Origin of the sequence: Chryseobacterium daecheongense (assembly GCF_003729955.1) — a bacterium.
In the GTDB taxonomy this organism is placed as follows: domain Bacteria; phylum Bacteroidota; class Bacteroidia; order Flavobacteriales; family Weeksellaceae; genus Chryseobacterium; species Chryseobacterium daecheongense.
The window spans coordinates 1,353,319-1,369,755 of the sequence record NZ_RJTX01000001.1; the positions used below are offsets into that span (position 1 = coordinate 1,353,319).

General features: G+C 36.4%; 18 protein-coding genes and 1 pseudogene. 7 read left to right on the top strand and 12 right to left on the bottom strand.

Annotated features, from left to right (window positions below; genetic code table 11):
* Window positions 1-231: 231 nt before the first annotated feature.
* The 5 genes from EGI05_RS06280 to EGI05_RS06300 form a co-directional block, all read right to left on the bottom strand.
* Complete coding sequence (locus tag EGI05_RS06280) at window positions 232-861, bottom strand: thiamine diphosphokinase (RefSeq protein ID WP_123262187.1); 630 nt, start codon at window positions 859-861, stop codon at window positions 232-234.
* Window positions 851-1,420, bottom strand: a complete 570-nt coding sequence (locus EGI05_RS06285) for a cob(I)yrinic acid a,c-diamide adenosyltransferase (protein WP_123262188.1) — start codon at window positions 1,418-1,420, stop codon at window positions 851-853. The genes EGI05_RS06280 and EGI05_RS06285 overlap by 11 nt, the downstream gene beginning before the upstream one ends.
* A gap of 61 nt (window positions 1,421-1,481) precedes the next feature.
* Entirely contained in the window at window positions 1,482-2,207 is a 726-nt protein-coding gene (locus EGI05_RS06290) for a methyltransferase family protein (RefSeq protein ID WP_123262189.1), read from the bottom strand.
* Window positions 2,204-2,944: a carboxy-S-adenosyl-L-methionine synthase CmoA gene (gene cmoA, locus EGI05_RS06295; protein ID WP_123262190.1), complete on the bottom strand. Its 741-nt coding sequence runs from the start codon at window positions 2,942-2,944 to the stop codon at window positions 2,204-2,206. The genes EGI05_RS06290 and cmoA overlap by 4 nt, the downstream gene beginning before the upstream one ends.
* 144 nt (window positions 2,945-3,088) lie before the next feature.
* Window positions 3,089-3,673, bottom strand: coding sequence for a hypothetical protein (locus EGI05_RS06300; RefSeq protein WP_123262191.1), 585 nt, complete (start codon window positions 3,671-3,673; stop codon window positions 3,089-3,091).
* 165 nt (window positions 3,674-3,838) lie between these two features.
* Here EGI05_RS06300 and EGI05_RS06305 point away from each other — a divergent pair, with 165 nt between their 5' ends.
* Window positions 3,839-4,330: a DinB family protein gene (locus EGI05_RS06305; RefSeq protein WP_123262192.1), complete on the top strand. Its 492-nt coding sequence runs from the start codon at window positions 3,839-3,841 to the stop codon at window positions 4,328-4,330.
* 133 nt (window positions 4,331-4,463) lie between these two features.
* Here EGI05_RS06305 and EGI05_RS06310 read toward each other — a convergent pair whose 3' ends face one another.
* The 3 genes and pseudogenes from EGI05_RS06310 to lptB all read right to left on the bottom strand — a co-directional run.
* Window positions 4,464-5,417 (bottom strand): helix-turn-helix transcriptional regulator, encoded by a 954-nt coding sequence (locus EGI05_RS06310; RefSeq protein ID WP_123262193.1) that lies wholly within the window; start codon window positions 5,415-5,417, stop codon window positions 4,464-4,466.
* 16 nt (window positions 5,418-5,433) lie between these two features.
* The gene (locus tag EGI05_RS06315) at window positions 5,434-7,161 is read right to left on the bottom strand and encodes an ABC transporter ATP-binding protein (protein WP_123262588.1); all 1,728 of its coding nucleotides are present in this window, start codon (window positions 7,159-7,161) and stop codon (window positions 5,434-5,436) included.
* A 576-nt stretch (window positions 7,162-7,737) separates the two neighbouring features.
* A pseudogene (gene lptB / locus EGI05_RS06320) lies at window positions 7,738-8,463 on the bottom strand (LPS export ABC transporter ATP-binding protein); the annotation flags it as partial.
* Between the two features lie 161 nt (window positions 8,464-8,624).
* Here lptB and EGI05_RS06325 point away from each other — a divergent pair.
* Genes EGI05_RS06325 through EGI05_RS06335 form a run of 3 tightly spaced genes read left to right on the top strand, consistent with a single transcriptional unit; the run spans window position 8,625 to window position 9,932 of the window.
* Window positions 8,625-8,918, top strand: a complete 294-nt coding sequence (locus tag EGI05_RS06325) for a TM2 domain-containing protein (RefSeq protein WP_123262195.1) — start codon at window positions 8,625-8,627, stop codon at window positions 8,916-8,918.
* Window positions 8,919-8,977: 59 nt separating this feature from the next.
* Window positions 8,978-9,706 carry a hypothetical protein gene (locus tag EGI05_RS06330; RefSeq protein WP_123262196.1) on the top strand — a complete coding sequence of 243 codons (729 nt, stop codon included), beginning with the start codon at window positions 8,978-8,980 and terminating at the stop codon, window positions 9,704-9,706.
* Between the two features lie 43 nt (window positions 9,707-9,749).
* On the top strand, window positions 9,750-9,932 hold the full coding sequence (locus tag EGI05_RS06335) for a bacteriocin (protein WP_123262197.1): 183 nt from the start codon (window positions 9,750-9,752) through the stop codon (window positions 9,930-9,932).
* A gap of 51 nt (window positions 9,933-9,983) precedes the next feature.
* Here EGI05_RS06335 and hemB read toward each other — a convergent pair whose 3' ends face one another.
* Window positions 9,984-10,973, bottom strand: coding sequence for a porphobilinogen synthase (gene hemB / locus EGI05_RS06340; RefSeq protein ID WP_123262198.1), 990 nt, complete (start codon window positions 10,971-10,973; stop codon window positions 9,984-9,986).
* Window positions 10,974-11,096: 123 nt separating this feature from the next.
* Between hemB and EGI05_RS06345 the strand changes: the two genes are divergently transcribed.
* The 3 genes from EGI05_RS06345 (at window position 11,097) to EGI05_RS06355 (ending at window position 13,781) form a co-directional block, all read left to right on the top strand.
* Entirely contained in the window at window positions 11,097-11,450 is a 354-nt protein-coding gene (locus tag EGI05_RS06345; protein WP_123262199.1) for a T9SS type A sorting domain-containing protein, read from the top strand.
* 106 nt (window positions 11,451-11,556) lie between these two features.
* Complete coding sequence (locus EGI05_RS06350) at window positions 11,557-12,468, top strand: ABC transporter ATP-binding protein (RefSeq protein WP_123262200.1); 912 nt, start codon at window positions 11,557-11,559, stop codon at window positions 12,466-12,468.
* Window positions 12,469-12,470: 2 nt separating this feature from the next.
* Window positions 12,471-13,781 carry an ABC transporter permease gene (locus tag EGI05_RS06355; RefSeq protein ID WP_123262201.1) on the top strand — a complete coding sequence of 437 codons (1,311 nt, stop codon included), beginning with the start codon at window positions 12,471-12,473 and terminating at the stop codon, window positions 13,779-13,781.
* A gap of 73 nt (window positions 13,782-13,854) precedes the next feature.
* Here the strand turns inward: EGI05_RS06355 and EGI05_RS06360 are convergent, their stop codons facing one another.
* From EGI05_RS06360 to EGI05_RS06370, 3 genes are all read right to left on the bottom strand, one after another.
* The gene (locus EGI05_RS06360) at window positions 13,855-14,514 is read right to left on the bottom strand and encodes a porin family protein (protein ID WP_123262202.1); all 660 of its coding nucleotides are present in this window, start codon (window positions 14,512-14,514) and stop codon (window positions 13,855-13,857) included.
* 20 nt (window positions 14,515-14,534) lie between these two features.
* Window positions 14,535-15,407 (bottom strand): succinate--CoA ligase subunit alpha, encoded by an 873-nt coding sequence (gene sucD / locus EGI05_RS06365; protein WP_034735515.1) that lies wholly within the window; start codon window positions 15,405-15,407, stop codon window positions 14,535-14,537.
* Between the two features lie 91 nt (window positions 15,408-15,498).
* Complete coding sequence (locus EGI05_RS06370) at window positions 15,499-16,401, bottom strand: UDP-3-O-(3-hydroxymyristoyl)glucosamine N-acyltransferase (RefSeq protein WP_123262203.1); 903 nt, start codon at window positions 16,399-16,401, stop codon at window positions 15,499-15,501.
* Window positions 16,402-16,437 lie beyond the last annotated feature (36 nt).

The following is a 16,437-nucleotide window of genomic DNA, read 5'->3' on the forward strand; positions in this document are numbered from 1 at the left end:
TTTAAAATTTTCTTAAAGTTTAAAGGAGTCAAAGTTTTTTGGGAATCCCTTAATTTTAGCAGATATTTCTTTGATTTTCAGCGAGGAATTTTGAGATGTTTCGGCATCGTTCAGCATGACAACATTAACATATAAATGATAATGGATAAATCATAATATTCTGTATTGTTGTGTCGAGTGAAGTCGAAGCATCTTAAAGACTTTTCGCAGTTTTACGATTCTGCGATTTCGTTACAAATAATTTCCTCCAATAAAAATCAAGAGATCACCTTTTTTATATTCAATGAAAACTTCATCTTCCACGGCAAAGTTTCGTGTTCCCAATCTTTCTGTAATAGTTAAATTCCCATTAGTCAGAGGCCAATTTAAACCTTTTGTGGTAATATTTTCAACAAAGGGAAATGGATATAATGAGACCATTTTATCTTTTATTCCTTTTATCGTACTATTTTTTGGGACAAAATAATATTCGGAGAAAGCGTCATAAAATTTGATGTTCAATTCGTTCTTAAAAGTATAAGCAACTGTAAGATTTCCTAAAAAATGATCCTGCTCTCCTCCACTACCGCCCAGAACATCTACATTATGGATGCCTTTTTCCAAAATAATTTCCAAAGCTTTGTGGAAATCTGTTTTATCCTGATCGGGAGTATGAATGAACTTTTCTTCATAAATATTTTCATCGGCGCCAGAATGGGAATCAAAATCCCCAGAAATAAAATCAAGCTTATCCAGAGGAAAGCCCATGACTTTAAGATAATGAAAAGCCCCATCAGTACAAGCGATAAGGCTGTAATTTTTTATATCCGGAAAAGTTTTCGGAGCGTCACCATTGATGAAAAGTAATGCTTTATCTTTCATTCGGGTTCCAGTATTCTTCCGGTTCGTTATTAAGCTTGGATACGTATCTTGCTAAAACAAAAAGATAGTCTGAAAGTCTGTTCAGGTATTTAATCAGTTCCGGACGTACTTCTTCGGATTCATTTAAGAATACCAAAGACCGTTCTGCCCTTCTGCAGATGGTTCTTGCCGCGTGTAAAAAAGTGGCAGATTTTCCGCCTCCGGGAAGGATGAAGTATTGAAGCGGTTCCAGTTTTTCATCAAAGGCATCCATCCAATGCTCCAGTTCTTCGATTTCAGTTTCGGAAATCATTAATGTCAATCGGGATTTCCCATTGGCTAGCATCAATTTATCAACCGGAGTAGCGGCTTCGGATCCTACGGTAAATAAATCAAACTGGATTTTCTTTAATTGCTGTAAAACTTCAGCATCTTCAATATGGCTTTTAGCAATTCCTATGAATGAATTCAGTTCATCTATATTCCCATAGCTTTCCACTCTTGCACTGGCCTTGGAAACTCTTGTTCCCCCATATAATGCAGTCTGACCTTTGTCCCCTGTTTTAGTATAAATTTTCATAAGTACTAAATTACTTTTTTCATGTCAAGCTGACAAAGCTTTTCAGGAGTTTTTTACGGGGTTATTCACCTACCCATTTCCCTGATTTCTTCATATACCGTATCAGGAAATAATATCCCGCAAAGATCAGGATAAAGATTAAAGCCAGAATATTTCTGAAATCATCATTGCCATTCGTCAGTTGAGGGTATTTGAAAAGAAGGATCAGAACTATACCGCAAAGCCAGATAAATTGGGTGTTATATTCTTTGATGAGCCACCTTTTCCATTTGAATTCCATGGAAGCAAAAGTTTGGTTTAATCCTGAAAGATTGGGAATCCACCGGTGAACGTTCTTTGTATATTCTTCAAAATCATTCCCGAATTTATTTCTCAAAAAGTGTTCTTCCGCAAGAACGATACATTGATAAATGAACAGGAAAACGGGCATCACAACAAAAGTATATAGTAACGAATTGGCAAGAACTCCCACACCTAATAGCATTAAAATATTTCCTACATACAAGGGATTTCTGACATGGCTGAAAATACCATCTGTAACCAATCCGTCCGCATATACTTTTTTATCTCTTCCTCCCCTTACAATATAAGCCAAACCAATTGTTCCTCCTCTGATCAATTGACCTAATACAGTAATACTAAGTCCTAAAACAATAGCCACCCAATAATAATCGGATCCTAATCTTTTTTCTCCAAATAGTGGCGGTGAAGGAATGAATAAGAGCAAATACAGGACAATGAAAAGAAAGTTTCTGTATCTGAAAAAGAAATTACCTATCTGTATCATGATTTTTTTGCAATAATACCTGTGAAATTATACCATCTGAAAAACACTTCTACCTCATCAAATCCGGCTTCGTGAAGCATATTGATATTTTCACTGGTTTTATAAGGAATTAAAACGTTCTCCAAGGCTTCTCTTTTCTGCGAGATTTCGAGTTCACTATAGTTATTTCTTCGCTTGAAATCATAATAGTAATCTATAAATTCGCGGTTGAAGGGTTTTTCTTCCGTAAGAACTTTTTCGATCAGGATAAAGACTCCATTTTTCAACATTCCGTCACAGATCTTTTTCACAATACTAAGCCGATTAATGGGACGGATGAACTGTAACACCAAAACCATTGTAACTACAGAAGCGTTTTGCACAGGAACCTTCTTTGTAAGATCGGCTACCTGAAGTTCAACATTACGATTAAGCTTAAAATTATCAAGTTTTTCACGGCACTTCAGTATCATTTCTTCGGAATCATCAATTCCGATAAAATCAATACCTTCCGGAACCGTTTTATCCATTAAAAGCATTGTGGTTCCGGTGGAACATCCTAAATCATAAACATAACTTCCCGGTTGTGCGTGATTTCCCGCCAATTCACTCGTCATACGTTGCAGCTCATCATAAAATGGAACTGAACGGCTTACCATATCATCAAAAACTCCGGCTACTTTGGTATTGAACTCAAAGTCCGAAAGGCTCTCCAGTTTTTCCTTAAAAACCTGATCTGAATTAAATGTTTCTGACATAAAATTATATTTTTCAAAAGTATAGAACACACTTTGAATTGAGTATTAATTTTACATGTTTTTCCTTTAATTTCCCTTAACATATCATTGTAATTCAATGGGTTTGCAATAAAAACGACCGGTTAAAAACCGACCACTTTCAAATTATTTATCTACCTCAACATATTGCAATACTGTCTGATTTTTGGGATTATAAATGATCGTACTTTTATTGGGAAATCTTTTCAATTTATAATATTCTATATTTTTATCTGTTTTAATGTCTTCCAATATACTTGTATCAATAGTATTGGCAGGAAGGAACTTTTCAATAAAGCTTATTTTATCAATGATATTCTGCCCATCAATCTTTCTGGCTGCTTGATCAGACTTGCTTTCGTCTGTTGTCGGCTGACTTTCCAAAAATGGAATCAAGGCTGCTTTATCCGCTTTATATTTGAAAATATATCCTTCTGAACCATTAGGAAATGTAAATTTCTTTCCCTTCGCTTCAGTCACCATGGTTGTGCCGGAACCGGGAAAAACTTCGTTGAACTGTACATCCTTTGAATTGGTGAGAGAATTAATAGATTCATCAACAGTTTTTTTCACTGTTTCTTCTACTGCTTTCTGAGCCTTTTCCTGAACAGCTTCCGTGGTTTTCTGAACCGTTTGATCTATTTTTTCTTCAATTTTATTACATGAAACTGCTAAGAGAGCTGCTACAACAGGCAAAATATACTTCTTCATTTTTTAAAGGATCAAATTATGTGTTTGTTTTTATTATGAACGGAAAAGATTTGATGATATTTTAAATAAAAAATATTTTTTTCTTCTTCAAAATCCTACTGACAAACTGTTGTCATTACCCCCTCTTATCTTTGTCTCAACAATAACAAAATAAAACAAAAAATTATGACAACTACAGCCACAGCCACAAAACAATTCATGACTTCCGAACAATTATTAAACCACTGGCAAGGACACAGAAACCTGACAAGAAGAATCATTGAAACATTTCCGGAAAAAGAATTATTTGAATTTTCCGTGGGCGGAATGAGACCATTCGCAAAATTGGCAGTAGAGCTTATCAGCATTGGCGGACCTGCATTGAAAGGAATTGTAGAGAGAAATATGGAAGGTTACAGTGAAGAAGGATTTGCTCCTAAAACAAAAGCAGAGATTTTGGAAAGATGGGATAAAGAAACGGAAGTGATCAACCATTATTTTAACCAGATCTCCGAAGAACGTTTCCAGGAAACCTTTAATTTATTCGGACAGTATGAATTTCCTGTATTTGAAAATATTTTGTACTTCGTGGATAACGAAATCCACCACCGTGGACAAGGGTATGTGTACCTGAGAGCGTTGGGAATTGAACCGCCTTTCTTCTGGGAGAGATTTTAGATTTGTGCTTCAGGCTTAAGCCCATAAAATAAATTTTGACTATCATTTCCAGGCTTCTGCTTGTTGATCAAAATCTAAAACTCTCTTTATTCAAATTTATTATAAGCTGAACCCGGCCAATTGGCCGGGTTTTTTATTGATGCTTGTCTGAGATTTTTTTCAGCAGGTGATTCAGTTTTATCTCAAGGCTTTCAGGTTCCAATACAACCGCATAATCTGCAAAAGTGATCAGCCATCGCGGAAATCCTTCTTCAATCCACTCTGTTTCAAAGGTAAGCTCTACATTTTCTTCTCTATCTATTTCTTCTGTTAATCCATAATATTTTTTAGAATTAACAAGATGTCCCATGATTTTTTTCTCAACCAGCAACCTCACTTTTGTGGTATTTTTTCCCGGACTTCTTCTATAATCGTTGATCTGTCCATATTCCTGCGAAAATGGGTTTTGTGTTTTAGAAATTTTAAGGATCCTGTCTACCCGGAACTGTCTGAAATCTTTTCTCAATGTGCAGAAAGCCATGATATACCAGTAATTAAACTCAAAGAAAACCCCTACTGCTTCAATAGTTCTGTTTGTCACCCTGGAATCAACGGTCTTGTATTCTATATTCAGCTGTGTCTTTTCTGCAATGCTTTCCAGAATGGTTGGAATCACGTTTTTAATGGAATCTTCTGGTTTAGGCTGATAATTAAAAATATCAATCTGTTTTTCAATATGCTGTATCATATTCCGGTCTGAATATTTCAATACAGAACGTACTTTTTCCATTGCTGTCTGATAGTGGCTTCCCAAGCTTTGGTGGGAAAATTTCTGCATCAGTTTTTCAGCGGTGATAAAGCTTAGCACCTCTTCTTTGGTGAACATCACCGGCGGAAGCTTATAACCGTCCATCAATGAATACCCGTTTCCGGCTTCACCAACAATTGGAATTCCGGCGTTTTCCAATGTTTTCACATCCCGGTAAATCGTTCGGATGCTTACATCAAACTTTTCAGCCAGATCCTGTGCTCTTATCAAAGGTTTAGATTGAAGCTGTGTGAGTATGGCAGTAACCCGGTCAAGCTTTTTCAGATAATGGTCATTCATGAGTTGCTTTGAATTTTTAATTGTCTTTGTACGTATTCACCAATTTATCCAGATTCAGGCTTCTTGCTGAAGCATCGAAAATCTCTCGATAAGTTCCATTCATCTGAACCAGCTCATCATGCATTCCGTTTTCCACTACTCTTCCTTTTTTCATCACATAAATGGTATCGGCATCTAAAATCTGGGATAAAGAATGGGAAATGATAATCACCGTTCGTCCTTCTTTGATGGCATCCAATGAATTTTTGATCTGTTCTGTAGCAATAGCATCCAAACTTGCCGTAGGTTCATCCAGAAAAATAATCGGCGGATTTTTCAGGAATAATCTTGCAATGGCTATTCTTTGCTGTTGTCCTCCGGAAAGCTGTGTTGCATCATGCTGATATTGATCCGGCAATTCTATAATCTGATCATGCAAATAGGCTTTCTTCGCTGCTTCCTGAATTTCTTCAAGGCTTGCATTCATATTACCATAACGGATATTATCTTCTATACTTCCCTGGAAAATATGATTTTTCTGAAGTACTAGTCCCAGATCATCTCTAAGGTAAGTATTATTGTAATGATTCAAATCCACTCCATCCAATAGAATTTCACCGGAGTCAGGAAGATAAAACTTGCACAACAGATTAATGATGGTAGATTTCCCCGCTCCGCTTAATCCGACTAAAGCCGTAGTTTTACCACTTTCAATGGTCATGGAAACATCGTGCAAAGCCTGGGTTCCGTTTGGATAAGTAAAATTAACATGTTTAAGCTCAAATTTTCCTTTAACCTCTTCTTCCCTGAAATCACCATTAGGCTCCTTCTCATGATCCGCATTTAAAATATCAAAATAGCCTTCGGCATAGATCATCGCATCATTCATATCATCATAAATACGGTGCAATTGGCGAATAGGTGCTGAAATATTATTGAAAAGCATGATGTGAAGCATAATTGCTCCGATCGTCATTTGCTGGTCAAGAACAAGATAAACGGTCAATAAAATAATCAAAACAACACCGAACTGTTCTATAAATGTCTTCAAACCATCATAGATAAAATTGGTTTTCCTGGTGAACATCTGGCTTTCCATCAACTGCATCTGCAGGTCGTATTGTTTTTTCCCTTCAAACTTTTCACGGACAAAGCTCTTGATCACCATGATAGAATTGATCAGGTTTAATAATCCTGAAGTTTTCTGTTCTCTTTGATTTCTCAATTGCCTGCGAACACCACTCAGCTTTTTCGCCTGCAAAGAGCTTATGTAAAAATAGATCGGGATAATGATCGTTGAAACAGCTCCTACATAGACATTCTGCATGTACATGATAACAAGTGCCATAATTGCATTGGAGAAAAGCGGAAGAATGTCAATGAAGAAATTCTGCACCAATCTCGTCAGGCTCTCAATACCTCTGTCTATTCTGATCTGTAATTTTCCGGACTCATGATTTTCATCATTGAAATAGGCTACTCTGTAGGTAAGTATTTTATCAATGGCTGATTGCGCCAATACGGAACTCACATTGATCCTGATTTTTTCTCCGTAAAATTTTTGTCCGAAATTGATGAAGATATTCAGCAATTCTTTTCCTAATAAGATCATGGAGATCACCACTAAAATATGGATACCTTCAGACATAGGATGTGGAAGATGGGTCAGTTTCGTTACCTCATCTACTGTATATTTTAATACAATCGGGTTCACCTGAGCGGCAAGAGCTCCCAGAAAGGTCAGGAATAAGGTCCCATAAATCATTAAACGATATGGCCTGATAAATGGAATAAGCTGTTTATAAATCCCAAATAAAGTGACTGTTCGGTTAAAAGGTTTTGCCATGCATTGTATGAACTAAAAAACGTACCGTTTCAAAAGAAAAAGGTACGTTTTATTATATTTTTCAGCAAATATTTTTCATTCAGTTTTTGAATCTGAATATTAACTTTCATTTTTATCTATTTTAAGATACATTCATCGTCATCAATATTGATAGAATTTTTATCCCTCGTAAAAATAGGTCGTCAGATAGTGCAGTTCCGGTTTGCTTGCAGCCTTGGATTCTGCTTCAGCCTGTTCCGCCGTATATTGAGAGGTAATTTCTTTTTTCTGGAATACGAATGAATTATTCGCGTTTTTATCTACCACCTCATTAAAAATATGCTCAATATCCGAATTCGCCAAAGAGGAAAAACTAATATCTTCGAAACCATACATCAGTCTTAAATCATCAAATTGGTAGAACTGATCATCCACAAAGCTTTGAAGCTGGGATTTGGAATCAAAGTTTCCGGCCCAGATATTATAAGCGTAACTTTTCTTTTTCGGTTTATCCAAAATACTCTGGTACACGAAGTTTTCTCCAAGATAAGCTTCTCTTACCTGAGGATCATTCGCCAAATCTTCCGGAAGACCTTCTTTCAGGATTCTTCCTTCAAACATAATATACGTTTTATTGGTAATTGCCAAAGTCTGCTGAACATTGTGATCCGTAATCAAAATCCCGATATTCTTATCCACTAAGCTTCTTACGATTTTTTGAATATCTTCTACGGCAATAGGGTCAACTCCGGCGAAAGGCTCATCCAGAAGGATAAAATTGGGACTTGTTGCCAAACATCTTGCGATCTCTGTTCTACGTCTTTCCCCTCCGGAAAGAAGATCTCCCCTGTTTTTACGGACGTGCTGCAAGGAGAATTCTTCGATCAGCTCATCACATTTGATCTGCTGTTCACGCTTGGAAAGTTTGGTAAGTTGTAATACGCCCATGATATTCTCCTCTACAGAAAGTTTTCTGAAGACAGAGGCTTCCTGTGCGAGATAACCGATACCTTTCTGCGCTCTGCGGTACATTGCATCGGTAGTGATTTCCTGCTTGTCCAGGAAAATTCTTCCGGAAGTCGGCTTAACCAAGCCTACGATCATATAAAACGATGTGGTTTTCCCGGCTCCGTTCGGGCCAAGCAAACCTACAATTTCTCCCTGCTGAACTTCTACAGAAACGCCTTTTACAACTTTCTTAGGACCGTATTCTTTGATTAAGTTTTCTCCTCGTAAAATCATAGGAGCAAAGATAAAGTTTTTTTGAATTTAAATTTTAGATTACCAAGGGGAGTACAAAGTTTTATGATAATTTAATATTTTTTTTAACCCTCTATTTTGTAACTACTTATATTTTCATACGACCTATCGGATATAAAAATCATCATTAAAAAATATTAAAAATGGAAAATTACGGTTATACCAATTCAGACAACGCTCAGAATCAACAAACAAACGTACCTTATCGTTCTGAAAAGAAAATTCCTGCTGCTTTATTGGGAATTCTTGTAGGATGGCTGGGTTTGAATAAATTTTATCTTGGATATACTAAAGAAGGAATCATCCAAATCATCCTTAATGTAGTGACATTCGGTGTTGCTACAATCATCCCTTTTATTGAAGGCATCTTATACTTGTTCATGAGTGATAAACAGTTTGACGACACCTATGTCTACAATAAAAAAGGTTGGTTGTAATATTGTAACACTCTGTTTTATTTCCATACATTTATAACACCTCATTTAACAATAAAAATATGGAAAATAATAAGGAACTGACAGAACTACTGGCTCTGGATCTCGGAATTAAGATTGTTGACAGAAGGCCTTATGCCAAAGAAGTTTTTAAATGGCAGGATATGGATCTTCTTCCTCATTCTTCTACCGACACTTTACTGTGCGAAATTTTTGAATGGAATGGAAGGAACTGGAGAACAACGGGAAATAATCTGATTGGATATCTGTTTTTCGGTGATGAGCTGAATACGGTAAAAACCCAATTGATCAGCACTCCCAGAAATCCTGCTCTTATCCCGGATTTTGAGTTTAACAAAGACAGTATGATTGAATATGGTCTTTCCCTTCCTTCTTTATTCAATATCGGGATCAATGGAAATATCAAAAATGCCAAAGATTTTTCTGTGAAGGTAAACGGAGTAACGAAATCCAGAATCACCAATATAGATTCTCCGGGAATTGAAATTTTAAAGAATTATTCTGCTTTTACACAAAACAAGACCAAGACTTATAGAAAAAATATCAAATTCAATTATCTGAGTACATCGTTATTTTATGCTGAGAGTGTAGAGATCTTTTTAGAAAAAGAATCCGGTGTAAATTTGGATGTGAGCTTTCAGACTAAGGATGTGGAAGTGGATGCCAAAGTAGATACGGATACTCAAAAACATTTTGTCTTAAAATATTCTGGAAACCAGGCTCCATTTGCAGCAAAGTTTACCAAGGGTAAAGATTTCAACATTATGTGATTAATTTTTATTATTTTAGTTCTGCTAAACAATAAATATTATCATGAAAAAATTAACAAAAAAAGATTTAATGAAAATCAATGGTGGAGATATCCGTCCACCAGACGCTAATGGAAACTGCCGTGCAGGCTGGTTCTTATGTCCATCAAACATTTGTGTTTATGATAATGGTGGAGAAGATCCCATTGTTCCCGGGCATCCACATTATTATGCCTGTTTCGGATAAAAAATAAAACACCTCAAAAGAGGTGTTTTTATTTTATTATAAGTCTTACATTTATTTGTTCAAAAGCATGGCTGCCTCTTTTGCGAAATAAGTAAAAATCATATCTGCCCCAGCTCTTTTGAAGCATGTTAAACTTTCAATAATCGTTTTATCATTATCCAGCCAGCCGTTTTGGGCAGCTGCTTTCACCATCGCATACTCACCGCTTACATTATATACTGCAATCGGAAGATCAATCGCTTCACGAACTTTAGATACGATATCCAGATAAGGAAGTCCCGGTTTGATCATAATGATATCTGCACCTTCGTCAATATCCTTGAAAACTTCGTTCAATGCTTCACGGGAGTTATGAAAATCCATCTGATAAGTCTTTTTATCTTTCGGGATTTCCATATTATCTTTCGGAGCACTGTCCAATGCACTTCTGAATGGTCCGTAGAATGAACTCGCATATTTTGCAGCATAGCTTAGAATACCTACATCCGTAAATCCGCTTTCTTCTAAAGCTTCACGCATAACCAACACCCTTCCGTCCATCATGTCACTTGGTGCCACAATATCTGCTCCGGCTTCGGCATGAGATACTGCCATTCTGGCCAGTGCATCATTGGTAGCATCATTGATGATTTTTCCATTTTCGATAATTCCGTCATGTCCGTAGATGGAGTATGGATCTAATGCTACATCCGGCATTACAATCATTTCAGGAACAGCATCTTTTATAGCTCTGATGGTATTTTGCATCAATCCGTCTTTATTCCAAGCTTCTTTTCCTGTATTGTCTTTCAGGTGCTCTGAAACTTTCATGTACAGGTTCACTGCTTTCACTCCTAAAGAAAACAGCTCTCTACATTCTTTTACCGTTAAATCTATACTCCTCCTGAAAATTCCCGGCATGGACGGGATGGGTTCCTGCTTGTTTTCGCCCTCCATTACGAAGATGGGCATTACAAAATCATTGGTGGTAAGGATACTTTCTCTTACCAGACTTCTGATAGATTCGTTTACTCTCAGCCTTCTATTTCTTGAATGTATCATTTTTGGAATACTTTTTGAATAAGTTTATGCAAATTTACTATAAAGTTCTGCAAAAAACTATTGCATGTGATTATAGAATTTTTTATTTTTGTTTGTAATAACATTTCGAGAAATTAAAATTTGATGAAAAAACTTTTACTTTTATTTATCTTTTTAGGCACTTTTGTTGGGTTTTCCAGCAATTTAAAAGCACAACAATTCAGGGAGCCTTCCACCGCCTCACAAAAATCTGATGACGGTGTTCTTATTGCTTTTCCTAATCCTGCAAAGGATTATCTTATTGTAAAGGCAAAGGATTCTTCTTTAAAGATCAAAAGCGTTATCTTCTACTCTATTTTGGGTACACAGGTAGCGAGTTACTCCGTCAATATGAATTCCGGAGAGATCAATATTGAAAGATTAAAGCCCGGTAAATACTTAATTCGATACATTTTGAGTGATAATACCCAAAAGGTCACGCAGATCGTAAAACAATAAAATACAATCCTGATAATCATCAGGATTTTTTCTTTTTAAAAGGATACTGTTTCTTTATTCCGTAACTTTCGGAATATTTTTATACTAATTACAGAAAAGTAAGTTAATGTTAAAAGCTGAACATATTACTAAAACCTACAATGCAGGGAAAAAAGTAGCATTGGATGATTTCAGTATACATGTGCCCAAAGGAAGCATCTACGGGCTTTTAGGACCAAATGGAGCGGGAAAAACTTCATTTATCCGTATCATCAATCAGATTACACAGGCGGACTCTGGAAATGTCTGGATCAATGGAGACAAACTTAACCCCACTCATATCAAAGATATTGGTTATATGCCTGAAGAAAGAGGGCTTTATAAAAATATGAGCGTAGGAGATCAGATTCTTTATTTTGGAGAACTGAAGGGAATGAGTAAAAACGATGCCTTAAACGAAGCCAAAAAATGGTTTGAAAAGCTGAACATCGACCAATGGTGGAAGAAAAAGCTTTCTGAACTTTCCAAAGGGATGGCTCAGAAAATCCAGTTTGTAGTAACCGTTTTACACCGACCTCATCTGCTGATTCTGGATGAACCTTTTTCAGGCTTTGACCCTGTGAACGCCAATTTGATCAAAGATCAGATCATTGATCTTAAAAATAACGGAACCACGATCATTTTATCTACTCACAGAATGGAAAGTGTGGAAGAAATGTGTGATTATGTAGCCCTGATCAACAATTCCAAAAAAATTATTGACGGAAGAGTGTTTGATGTGAGGGAAAAATTCAAAAAGAATATTTTTGGGGTTACCCTTTCGGAAGTGAATGATCAGCATATGGATACTTTTAAAAGCAAATATGAGATCTCTAACTTTTCTCATGAGAATAATCTGGTTTCATTTGATCTGAAGAATACCGGAGATCAAAACCATGTTCTTTTGGATCTGGTACATGTTGGAAAGGTACGGTCATTCGATGAAAAGATTCCAAGCATGAATGAAGTGTTTATTAATGCTGTAAGTAATCATTCTTAATTATGAATAACATTTTTCTTATTACAAAAAGGGAGTTTCTTACGCAGGTTAAGAAAAAATCCTTCATCATATTAACACTATTAGCTCCTTTAATGATTATTGCTTTTGGAGCTGTTATTGGTTTAATGTTTAAAGCCAATGAATCTCACAATGTGATTCAGGTGGTTGATAAAAGCGGACTTTTCAAAGGGCAGTTGAAATCAGATGATAAGCTTAATTATATTTTTATACCTGATGCCAATGAAAATGCGAAAATCAATGCTTTAAAGGATGATGAGTCATTAAATGGAATTCTTATTCTACCAGAACTGAAAAATCACAATTATGATGAGCTGGAAAAAAATACAAGGCTTGTTGTAAACAGTAAAATAGGTTTTGACACCAAGCAACGTATTGTTTCCGATATTGCCAATGTTATCAAGAAAGAAAAAATGAAGCAATTAGGTATTGCCGAAACAGAGCTTAATAACCTGGATAAATATTTCACGTTAAAAACGATCAACGTTTCTGAGAATAACAAAGAGGATTCTGATCTTGCTTTTGGAGTAAAAACCGGCTTAAGTATGGTTTTAATGTATGTAACGTTTATGTTCATTATCATTTATGGAGTAAGGGTCATGCGAAGTGTTCTGGAAGAGAAAAACAACAGGGTGGTTGAGATCATTATTTCTTCTGTAAAACCTTTTGAGCTGATGATGGGGAAAATTTTAGGAGTAACAATGGTGGCTTTAACCCAGTTCATTATCTGGATTACCATGTCCGTTATTGGAGCACTGATCCTAAATACAGGTTTTTCCTCCATTCAAAAGAATATCCCCGGCGGAAGTGAGGAAATAATGAGTAAATTGGATATTACTCAAATTGCTACGCAGGTTTCTCATAGTCTATTGGAACTTAATTTCCCATTGATCATTTTTGTATTCATTATTTACTTTTTATTAGGTTATATATTTTACAGCTCTATTTATGCGGCGATTGGTTCGGCGGTAGATAATGAGACAGAAACGCAGCAATTCACTTTATTTGCTATTTTGCCATTAACTTTAGGAATGTATGGCAGCTTTTCTTTGATGAATAATCCGGACGGACCTTTAGGTTTCTGGTTGTCTATCATTCCGTTTACCTCACCTGTAGCCATGATTGCAAGGATCCCTTTTGGAGTTCCTGTATGGCAACTGGTTCTATCTATAGCATTACTGTTGGGAACAACTGTTTTTATGATATTCCTTGCCGGAAAAATCTACAGAGTAGGCATTTTGATGTATGGAAACAAAGCAACGATGAAAGAGCTTTGGAAGTGGATCAAAGGGTAAGATTTAAATTATATTGTATAAAAATAAATCCCGGAAAGTACTTTCCGGGATTTTATATTGAATAAAAATATTCTTATTGGAAAATGTAGCTTAAGCTTAATCCAATCACCTGTTCTGATTTGCCTTTTGAAGTTCCATTGGGTTCTTTAGCAAGATCAGGATATGTATTGGTTACTCCAAAATCATATTTTAAAGTAAGTTCCAGCTGTCTTTTGTAGCTGTATCCTACCCCGACACCGATTGCAAAATTAAAGCTGGCAGCTTTTCCACTATATGGATAACCTTCCACATCCGGATCGTAATAAGGTCTTGTTACAGGAGCATCCTTAACATTCTGGCTCAGCAAGAAATTAAATCTTGGACCTATCATTCCAAAAAACTCTGATTCAGCTTCTGAAAAATAGCCTTTGAAATAAACAGGTACACTTAAATAGTTATTGGCATATACAGCGTCATAACCATCTGCGCCTTTCGCATCTTTATCTTTTCCTGTTTCTCCTGCTCCATAATACAGAATTTCCGGCTGAAGATAAAACTGGTTATCTTTTCCCAGCGGGATCAAAGCTAATGCTCCTCCATGAAAAGCAAATCTTGGTCCTGACGGATTATGGGCATTCTTTACTCGGGAATAATTACCTCCGGCTGTGATACCGAACCTTGTGCTACTAAAATCAATCTGTGCGAATGATAATGTGGAAAAAGCCAAAGCTGAGGTTAATAAAATTTTTTTCATATCGTTTGTTTTGAATTATTTTATCCTAACACTTTTGCAACAGTTGCACCGATATCAGCTGGAGAATCAACAACGTTGATACCATTTTCTCTCATGATCTCCATTTTTGCCTGAGCTGTATCTTCAGCACCACCTACAATAGCACCTGCATGTCCCATTGTTCTTCCTTTAGGAGCAGTTTGTCCTGCGATGAACCCTACAACCGGTTTAGTAGAACCACTTGCTTTATACCATCTTGCTGCTTCAGCTTCCAATCCACCACCGATCTCACCAATCATTACAACAGCTTCAGTTTCTGGATCGTTGATGAATAATTCCAATGCTTCTCTGGTTGTAGTACCAATGATTGGGTCACCACCGATACCAATTGCAGTAGAGATACCGTAACCAGCTCTTACTACCTGATCAGCAGCCTCATATGTTAAAGTACCTGATTTTGAAACAATACCTACTTTTCCTTTTTTGAAAACGAAACCAGGCATAATACCAATTTTAGCTTCTTCAGAAGTAATGATTCCAGGACAGTTCGGACCGATTAATCTGCAGTCTCTGTCAGCAATATAAGATTTCACTTTTACCATGTCCGCTACAGGAATACCTTCAGTAATACATACGATCACCTTAATTCCTGCTTCTGCAGCTTCCATAATAGCGTCTGCTGCAAATGCTGGTGGTACGAAAATGATACTTACATTAGCTCCTGCTTTTTCAACAGCGTCAGCAACGGTATTAAATACTGGCTTTCCTAAGTGCTCGCTACCTCCTTTTCCCGGAGTAACTCCACCTACTACGTTGGTTCCGTATTCAATCATCTGACCTGCATGGAAAGTACCTTCGTTCCCAGTAAATCCTTGTACAATTACTTTAGAATCTTTGTTTACTAAAATTGACATTTTATTGTTATTTAAATTTATTTTTTTACTTTATTAATGCTCACAAATTTACTTATTTTTCTTTGATTTCAGACAAAACCATCGAATTTGTTTATTTGAGATTTCTCAGCTTTACTTCTTTTTTCAGATAGGTTTTAAAATCTTCTGCAAACATCCCGATATAGGTTCCTTTTTCAAGGTCTCTGTTGACTCCTGTCTTCCCTAATAATACCGTTCCAGCTTCTACTTTATTTCCCGAAGCGATACCTACCTGTCCCCAAAGCGTAACCTCATCTCCTATTACACAACATCCCGCAATGCCTACCTGGGAAGCAATTAAGCATTTTTTGCCAATCACGGTATCATGCCCAATCTGAATTTGATTATCTAAAACGGAACCTTCTCCAATTACTGTAGAAGCAGTCACCCCTCTGTCAATGGTGCAGTTATTTCCAATTTCCACATTGTTTTCAATAACAACATTTCCTACGGAAATAAGACGGTCGAAGTTACCATTCAGTTTACGGTAATAGAAAGCATCTCCTCCAAGTACCGTTCCGGATTGAATGATCACATTATCTCCGATTTCGGTTCTGTCTCCAATGACAACATTTGGGAAAATAAGGGTATTCTTTCCAATTTTCACATTGTTTCCAATAACAGCCGTACGATGGATTTTTGTTCCTTCGCCAATTTCCATATCGTGAAGCTCTTCCGTGAAATTGTATATTCTTGTAAAGTGAGTATTGATTCTGTTAAAATCTCTGAAGGGGTCTTCAGACACCAGAAGTGCTTTTCCTTCCGGACATTCAACTTCTTTATCAATTAAAATAATAGTTGCCGCAGAATTTAAGGCTTTATCATAATACTTCGGGTGATTAACAAAAACGATATCACCAGGTTGTACCATATGAATCTCATTGGTTCCCAATACTTCGAAGTCTTCCGGACCGATAAATTTCGCACCTACTAAATCGGCAATAGTTTTAAGTTTTTGTGGAGAATGGAATCTCATAAATTGATTATCTTATAAAACAAAATTCGGAATGCA

Coding starts and splice junctions, on each gene's coding strand:
- EGI05_RS06285 (WP_123262188.1), bottom strand. CDS start 1,420: ATGAAAATTTATACTAAAACAGGGGACAAAGGTCAGACTGCATTATAT.
- EGI05_RS06350 (WP_123262200.1), top strand. CDS start 11,557: ATGTTAAAAGCTGAACATATTACTAAAACCTACAATGCAGGGAAAAAA.
- EGI05_RS06370 (WP_123262203.1), bottom strand. CDS start 16,401: ATGAGATTCCATTCTCCACAAAAACTTAAAACTATTGCCGATTTAGTA.
- EGI05_RS06300 (WP_123262191.1), bottom strand. CDS start 3,673: ATGAAGAAGTATATTTTGCCTGTTGTAGCAGCTCTCTTAGCAGTTTCA.
- EGI05_RS06330 (WP_123262196.1), top strand. CDS start 8,978: ATGGAAAATAATAAGGAACTGACAGAACTACTGGCTCTGGATCTCGGA.
- EGI05_RS06280 (WP_123262187.1), bottom strand. CDS start 861: ATGAAAGATAAAGCATTACTTTTCATCAATGGTGACGCTCCGAAAACT.
- cmoA (WP_123262190.1), bottom strand. CDS start 2,944: ATGTCAGAAACATTTAATTCAGATCAGGTTTTTAAGGAAAAACTGGAG.
- EGI05_RS06290 (WP_123262189.1), bottom strand. CDS start 2,207: ATGATACAGATAGGTAATTTCTTTTTCAGATACAGAAACTTTCTTTTC.
- sucD (WP_034735515.1), bottom strand. CDS start 15,407: ATGTCAATTTTAGTAAACAAAGATTCTAAAGTAATTGTACAAGGATTT.
- EGI05_RS06345 (WP_123262199.1), top strand. CDS start 11,097: ATGAAAAAACTTTTACTTTTATTTATCTTTTTAGGCACTTTTGTTGGG.
- EGI05_RS06360 (WP_123262202.1), bottom strand. CDS start 14,514: ATGAAAAAAATTTTATTAACCTCAGCTTTGGCTTTTTCCACATTATCA.
- EGI05_RS06335 (WP_123262197.1), top strand. CDS start 9,750: ATGAAAAAATTAACAAAAAAAGATTTAATGAAAATCAATGGTGGAGAT.
- hemB (WP_123262198.1), bottom strand. CDS start 10,973: ATGATACATTCAAGAAATAGAAGGCTGAGAGTAAACGAATCTATCAGA.
- EGI05_RS06355 (WP_123262201.1), top strand. CDS start 12,471: ATGAATAACATTTTTCTTATTACAAAAAGGGAGTTTCTTACGCAGGTT.
- EGI05_RS06325 (WP_123262195.1), top strand. CDS start 8,625: ATGGAAAATTACGGTTATACCAATTCAGACAACGCTCAGAATCAACAA.
- EGI05_RS06305 (WP_123262192.1), top strand. CDS start 3,839: ATGACAACTACAGCCACAGCCACAAAACAATTCATGACTTCCGAACAA.
- EGI05_RS06310 (WP_123262193.1), bottom strand. CDS start 5,417: ATGAATGACCATTATCTGAAAAAGCTTGACCGGGTTACTGCCATACTC.
- EGI05_RS06315 (WP_123262588.1), bottom strand. CDS start 7,161: ATGATTTATGGGACCTTATTCCTGACCTTTCTGGGAGCTCTTGCCGCT.